The organism is Acidimicrobiales bacterium (assembly GCA_035531755.1).
Classification (GTDB): Bacteria; Actinomycetota; Acidimicrobiia; order Acidimicrobiales; family UBA8190; genus DATKSK01.
Genome location: DATKSK010000056.1, coordinates 1 through 5,915, shown reverse-complemented (window position 1 = coordinate 5,915; position 5,915 = coordinate 1). Strand labels below are relative to the sequence as shown.

The 5,915-nt window shown below is 72.0% G+C and carries 5 protein-coding genes; all 5 read left to right on the top strand.

Annotated features, from left to right (window positions below; all coding sequences use genetic code 11):
- A partial coding sequence (gene dnaK, locus VMV22_11930; protein ID HUY23033.1) for a molecular chaperone DnaK occupies positions 1–1,325 on the top strand: 1,325 nt, incomplete at its 5' end.
- Positions 1,322–2,053: a nucleotide exchange factor GrpE gene (locus tag VMV22_11925; GenBank protein ID HUY23032.1), complete on the top strand. Its 732-nt coding sequence runs from the start codon at positions 1,322–1,324 to the stop codon at positions 2,051–2,053. The genes dnaK and VMV22_11925, both read left to right, overlap by 4 nt.
- A gap of 6 nt (positions 2,054–2,059) precedes the next feature.
- Positions 2,060–3,208 carry a molecular chaperone DnaJ gene (gene dnaJ / locus VMV22_11920; GenBank protein HUY23031.1) on the top strand — a complete coding sequence of 383 codons (1,149 nt, stop codon included), beginning with the start codon at positions 2,060–2,062 and terminating at the stop codon, positions 3,206–3,208.
- Positions 3,183–3,599, top strand: a complete 417-nt coding sequence (locus VMV22_11915) for a helix-turn-helix transcriptional regulator (protein ID HUY23030.1) — start codon at positions 3,183–3,185, stop codon at positions 3,597–3,599. The genes dnaJ and VMV22_11915 overlap by 26 nt, the downstream gene beginning before the upstream one ends.
- Before the next feature lie 5 nt (positions 3,600–3,604).
- A partial coding sequence (locus tag VMV22_11910; GenBank protein HUY23029.1) for an AAA family ATPase occupies positions 3,605–5,915 on the top strand: 2,311 nt, incomplete at its 3' end.

The window sequence follows — 5,915 nt, the reverse complement described above, 5'->3', positions numbered from 1 at the left end:
CCTTCGACGTGTCGGTCCTCGAGATCTCCGAGGGCATCTTCCAGGTGAAGTCAACGAGCGGGAACACCCACCTGGGCGGTGACGACTGGGACCAGCGTGTCATCGACTGGCTGGTCACCGAGTTCAAGAACACCGAGGGCGTGGACCTGTCGGTGGACAAGATGGCGCTGCAGCGGCTGAAGGAAGCCGGCGAGAAGGCCAAGATCGAGCTCTCCTCTGTCCAGGAGACCCAGATCAACCTGCCCTTCATCACCGCCACCGCCGAGGGCCCCAAGCACCTGGACCTGAAGCTCACGCGGGCCAAGTTCAACGAGATCACCGCGGACCTGGTCGACGCGTGCAAGGGACCGTTCGAGCAGGCGATCTCCGACGCGGGGTTGTCCAAGTCCGACATCGACCACGTCGTGTTGGTGGGTGGCTCGACGCGCATGCCCGCCATCCAGGACCTCGTGCAGGGCCTCACCGGGAAAGAGCCCCACAAGGGCGTGAACCCCGACGAGGTCGTCGCCATCGGCGCGGCCGTGCAAGCGGGCGTGTTGAAGGGCGAGGTCAAAGACGTCCTGTTGCTCGACGTCACACCGCTGTCGCTCGGCATCGAGACCAAGGGCGCGGTCATGCACCGGCTCATCGAGCGCAACACCACCATCCCCACCAAGCGCTCGGAGGTGTTCACCACGGCCGAGGACAACCAGCCGTCGGTGGAGATCCACGTGCTGCAAGGTGAGCGCGAGATGGCCATGTACAACAAGACGCTCGGCAAGTTCCAGCTCGTGGACCTGCCCCCCGCACCCCGTGGCATCCCGCAGATCGAGGTGACCTTCGACATCGACGCCAACGGCATCGTGCACGTGTCGGCCCGCGACACGGCCACGGCCAAGGAGCAGTCGATGACGATCACCGGCCAGTCGTCGCTCGCCAAGGACGACATCGAGCGCATGGTGCGCGACGCCGAGGCCCACGCCGAGGACGACCGTCGCCGGCGCGAGGAGGCCGAGGTCCGCAACAACGCCGACACCCTCGTGTACCAGACCGAGAAGCTCCTGCGTGAGCAGGGCGAGAAATTCGAGGGCGACGAGAAGGACAAGGTCGAGGGCTCGCTCAAGGCCCTGAAGGACGCCCTGTCGGGGTCGGACGTGGAGAAGATCAAGGACGCCACCGAGGCGCTCGTCAACGCCAGCCACGGCTTCACCCAGCGCCTCTACGAGCAGGCCTCGCAGTCCCAGTCGGGCGGCGCCACGGGCTCGGGGTCGGGCGGCGGTGACAGCGCCGGGCCCTCGGACGACGAAGTCGTCGACGCCGAGATCGTCGACGAGCCCGGGGCATGAGCCCGCGCCCGGACGGCCCCGGCGGCGAGACCGTCGGGCCGCCCCAGCGCCCCGAGCCGGCGAAGCCGACCGGCACCGCGTCCGGGGCCGGTGACCGCACGGCCGGCCCGGCCCGGCCCGACGCCGCTGCCGGGAACGAGGGCGCCGGGAACCAGGGCGCCGGGAACGAGGGCGCCGGGAACGAGGGCGCCGGGAACGAGGGCGCCGGCGAGGACGTGGTCGACGCCGCCGCCGAGGCCGTCGAGCTCGAGTTCGACGCCATCCTGAGCGTGGCGCAGCGCGAGCGCGACGAGTACCTCGACATGCTGCGGCGGGTCCAGGCCGACTTCGAGAATTACAAGAAGCGCATGATGCGCCAGCAGACCGACCATCTCGAGCGGGCCGCCGAGGACATGGTGACGAAGATCCTGCCCGTGCTCGACGCCTTCGACCTGGCGCGCGCCCATCTCGGTGAGGGCGACGACGCCTCGGCCGAGGGCAAGGCCCTGCTGGCCGCCTCGGGGCTGCTGGCGGACACGCTGGCCAAGGAGGGCCTCGAGCGCATCGACGATCCCGGCGCGCCCTTCGACCCGTCGGTGCACGAGGCGGTGGACCGCGTCCCCGACGGGGCGGGCCCGGCCGGCCAGGGATCGTCGGGCGAGGGCCCCGTCGTCGACGGCGTGCTGCGGGCCGGCTACCGCTGGAAGGGCCGGGTCATCCGGCCCGCCATGGTGCGCGTGCGGGGGTGATCGGCGGTGGTCGCCCAGCGTGAGTGGCTCGACAAGGACTACTACCAGGTGCTCGGTGTCTCCAAGACCGCCACCGACAAGGAGATCACGCGCGCCTATCGCAAGCTGGCCAAGCAGTTCCACCCCGACGCCAACCCCGGGTCCGAGGAGCGCTTCAAGGAGATCAGCGCCGCCTACGACGTCCTCGGTGACACCGCCAAGCGCCAGGAGTACGACGAGGTCCGGCGCCTGGGCGCCTCGGGCTTCGCCGGCATGGGCGGCGGCGGCTTCGGCGGCCCCGGCGGGGGCACGTTCCGCGTCGAGGACCTCGGCGACCTCGGGGACCTGCTCGGCGGCCTGGGCGGCTTCGGCGGCGGCCGGCGCGGCCGCAACGCCGGGCCCCGGCGCGGGGCCGATGTCGAGGCCGAGCTGCACCTGTCGTTCGAGGACGCCGTGCAGGGCGTGACCACGTCGGTGCACGTCGCCGGCGAGGCGCGCTGCGAGACCTGCAACGGCAGCGGCGCCGCCCCGGGCTCCTCGCCGGTGACGTGCCCCACCTGCCACGGCCGGGGTGCGCTCGACGACAACCAGGGCCTGTTCTCGCTCAGCCGCGTCTGCCCGCAGTGCAGCGGCCGCGGCACCGTCATCGAGAAGCCGTGCCGCACCTGCCGCGGCAGCGGCATCACCCGGCGCACGCGCGAGGTGAAGGTGCGCATCCCCGCCGGGGTGGAGGACGGCCAGCGCATCCGCGTGAAGGGCCGGGGGGCGCCGGGTCGTGCCAACGGGCCCGCCGGCGACCTCTACGTGATCGTGCACGTGGAGCCCCACCGCGTCTTCGGCCGTCGGGGCCGCAACCTCACCCTGACGGCGCCGGTGACCTTCCCCGAGGCCGCCCTGGGCTCCACCGTGACGGTCCCCACCCTCGACGGGCCCGTGACCCTGCGCATCCCGGCGGGGACGTCGTCGGGGCAGACCTTCCGAGTGAAGGGCCGGGGCGTGCCCGGCCACGGCCGGGCCGGCGCCGGGGACCTGCTGGTCACCGCCGAGGTGGCCGTGCCCAAGAAGCTGACCGACGAGCAGCGCGCCGCTGTCGAGGAGTTCGCCCGCGTCTCGCACGACGAGCCGCGCGCCCATCTGGGGGTGACGACCGATGGCAGCACGACCGCCCAGGCCTGAGCCCGACCGGCGGGCCGCGCTCTACGTGATCTCCGTGGCCGCCGAGCTGGCGGGCATGCACCCGCAGACCCTGCGCGTCTACGAGCGCAAGGGCCTCGTGGACCCGTCGCGCACGGGGGGCGGCAACCGCCGGTACTCGCCGCGTGACATCGAGCGCCTGCGCCGCATCAGCGAGCTCACGGGGGCGGGGCTGAACCTCGAAGGGGTGCGCCGCGTCCTCGAGCTCGAGGCCGAGGTGGAGCGCCTCAGCGCCGAGCTCGACCGGGTGCGCGAGGAGGCGCGCCACGCCGTGGAGCAGACACACCGCCACTACCGCCGCGACCTGGTGCCGTTGCGCCAGGCCCTGGTGTGGCGGGCGGGCGGCAGCGCCCGCAACCGGGGAAGGAGGTAACCACCATGGCGATCGACCCCAACCGCTGGACCCTCAAGACCCAGGAGGCCTTCGAGGCCGCCACCGAGCTCGCCCGCGCCGAGAACCACCCCGAGGTCACCCCCGACCACGTGCTGGCGGCCCTGCTCGGCCAGGTCGACGGCCTCGCCATCCCCCTCATCGCCAGGGCGGGGAAGGAGCCGACCGCACTCACCAACCAGGTGGCGCAACGGCTCTCCTCACTCCCCAAGGCCTACGGCGGAGGCGATGTGGCCCTGGCGCGCGCCACCCGGGACCTGCTCGAGACGGCCGAATCGCTCCGCGGCGACATGGGCGACGAGTACCTGTCGGTGGAGCACGTGCTGCTGGGGTTGGCCGACGCCATCGGCGTGTCGCGCGACCAGCTGCTCACCGCCCTGCGCCAGGTGCGCGGCAGCCACCGCGTCACGTCGCAGAACCCCGAGGAGCAGTACCAGGCGCTGGAGCGCTACGGCCGCGACCTCACCGCGCTCGCCCGCCAGGGCAAGCTCGACCCCGTCATCGGGCGCGACGAGGAGATCCGCCGCGTCATCCAGGTGCTGTCGCGGCGCACCAAGAACAACCCCGTCCTCATCGGCGAGCCCGGCGTGGGCAAGACCGCCATCGTCGAGGGTCTGGCCACCCGCATCGTGGAGGGCGACGTCCCCGAGGGCCTGCGCGACAAGCGCGTGGTGTCCCTCGACCTGTCGGCCATGGTGGCGGGCGCCAAGTACCGCGGCGAGTTCGAGGAGCGCCTCAAGGCCGTGCTGAAGGAGATCACCGACGCCGAGGGCGAGGTGGTCACCTTCATCGACGAGCTGCACACCATCGTGGGCGCGGGCGGGGCCGAGGGCGCCATGGACGCCGGGAACATGATCAAGCCCATGTTGGCACGCGGCGAGCTGCGGCTCATCGGCGCCACCACGCTCGACGAGTACCGCAAGCACATCGAAAAGGACGCCGCCCTCGAGCGCCGCTTCCAGCCCGTGTTCGTGGGCCAGCCCTCGGTGGAGGACACCGTGGCCATCCTGCGGGGGCTGAAGGAGCGCTACGAGGTCCACCACGGCGTGCGCATCCAGGACGCCGCCCTGGTGGCGGCGGCGGTGCTGTCGGACCGCTACGTCACGGGCCGCTTCCTGCCCGACAAGGCCATCGACCTCATCGACGAGGCCGCCAGCCGGCTGCGCATCGAGATCGACTCCATGCCCACCGAGATCGACGTCGTCACCCGCCGCATGCGCCAGCTCGAGATCGAGCGCGTGGCCCTGGCCAAGGAGACCGACGCCCTCTCCCAGGAGCGCCTCACCCGCCTCGACGAAGAGCTCGCCAACCTGAAGGAGCAGGCCGACGCCATGACGGCGCGCTGGCAGGCGGAGAAGGACGCCATCGCCGCCATCCGGGCGCTCAAGGAGGAGCTCGAGGTGCGCAAGGGCGAGGCCGAGCGCTACGCGCGCGACGGCGACCTCACGCGCGCCTCGGAGATCCGCTACGGCCAGGTCCCCGAGATCGAGCGCCGCATCGAGGAGGCCACCAAGGCGCTCGCCGAGCTGCAGGCCAACGGGGCCATGCTGAAGGAGGAGGTCGACGCCGAGGACGTGGCCGAGGTGGTGAGCCGCTGGACGGGCGTCCCCGTGACGAAGCTGATGGAGGCCGAGCTGGCGAAGCTGGTGCGCATGGAGGAGGCCCTCCACGCGCGGGTGGTGGGCCAGGACGAGGCCGTGCACGCCGTGGCCAACGCCATCCGCCGCAGCCGGGCCGGCCTGTCGGACCCCAACCGGCCCATCGGCTCGTTCCTGTTCCTGGGACCCACCGGCGTGGGCAAGACCGAGCTGGCCCGGGCCCTGGCGGCGTTCCTGTTCGACGACGACCGCGCCATGGTGCGCATCGACATGGGCGAGTACCAGGAGAAGCACACGGTGTCGCGCCTGGTGGGCGCCCCCCCGGGCTACGTCGGCTACGAGGAGGGCGGCCAGCTGTCCGAGGCGGTGCGCCGCCGACCCTACGCGGTGGTGCTGCTCGACGAGATCGAGAAGGCCCACCCCGACGTGTTCAACGTCCTGCTCCAGGTGCTCGAGGACGGGCGGCTCACCGACGGCCAGGGCCGGACGGTCGACTTCACCAACACCGTGCTCATCATGACGTCGAACCTGCCCGGCGACCCCCAGGACTTCTTCAAGCCGGAGTTCTTCAACCGCATCGACGACGTGGTGCGCTTCCGCTCGCTCAGCCAGGAGGACATCCGCCGCATCGTGGACATCCAGATCGACCGCCTGGCGACCCGGGTGGCCGAGCGCCGCCTGACCCTGGTGGTCACCGACG

Coding starts and splice junctions, on each gene's coding strand:
- VMV22_11925 (HUY23032.1), top strand. CDS start 1,322: ATGAGCCCGCGCCCGGACGGCCCCGGCGGCGAGACCGTCGGGCCGCCC.
- VMV22_11915 (HUY23030.1), top strand. CDS start 3,183: ATGGCAGCACGACCGCCCAGGCCTGAGCCCGACCGGCGGGCCGCGCTC.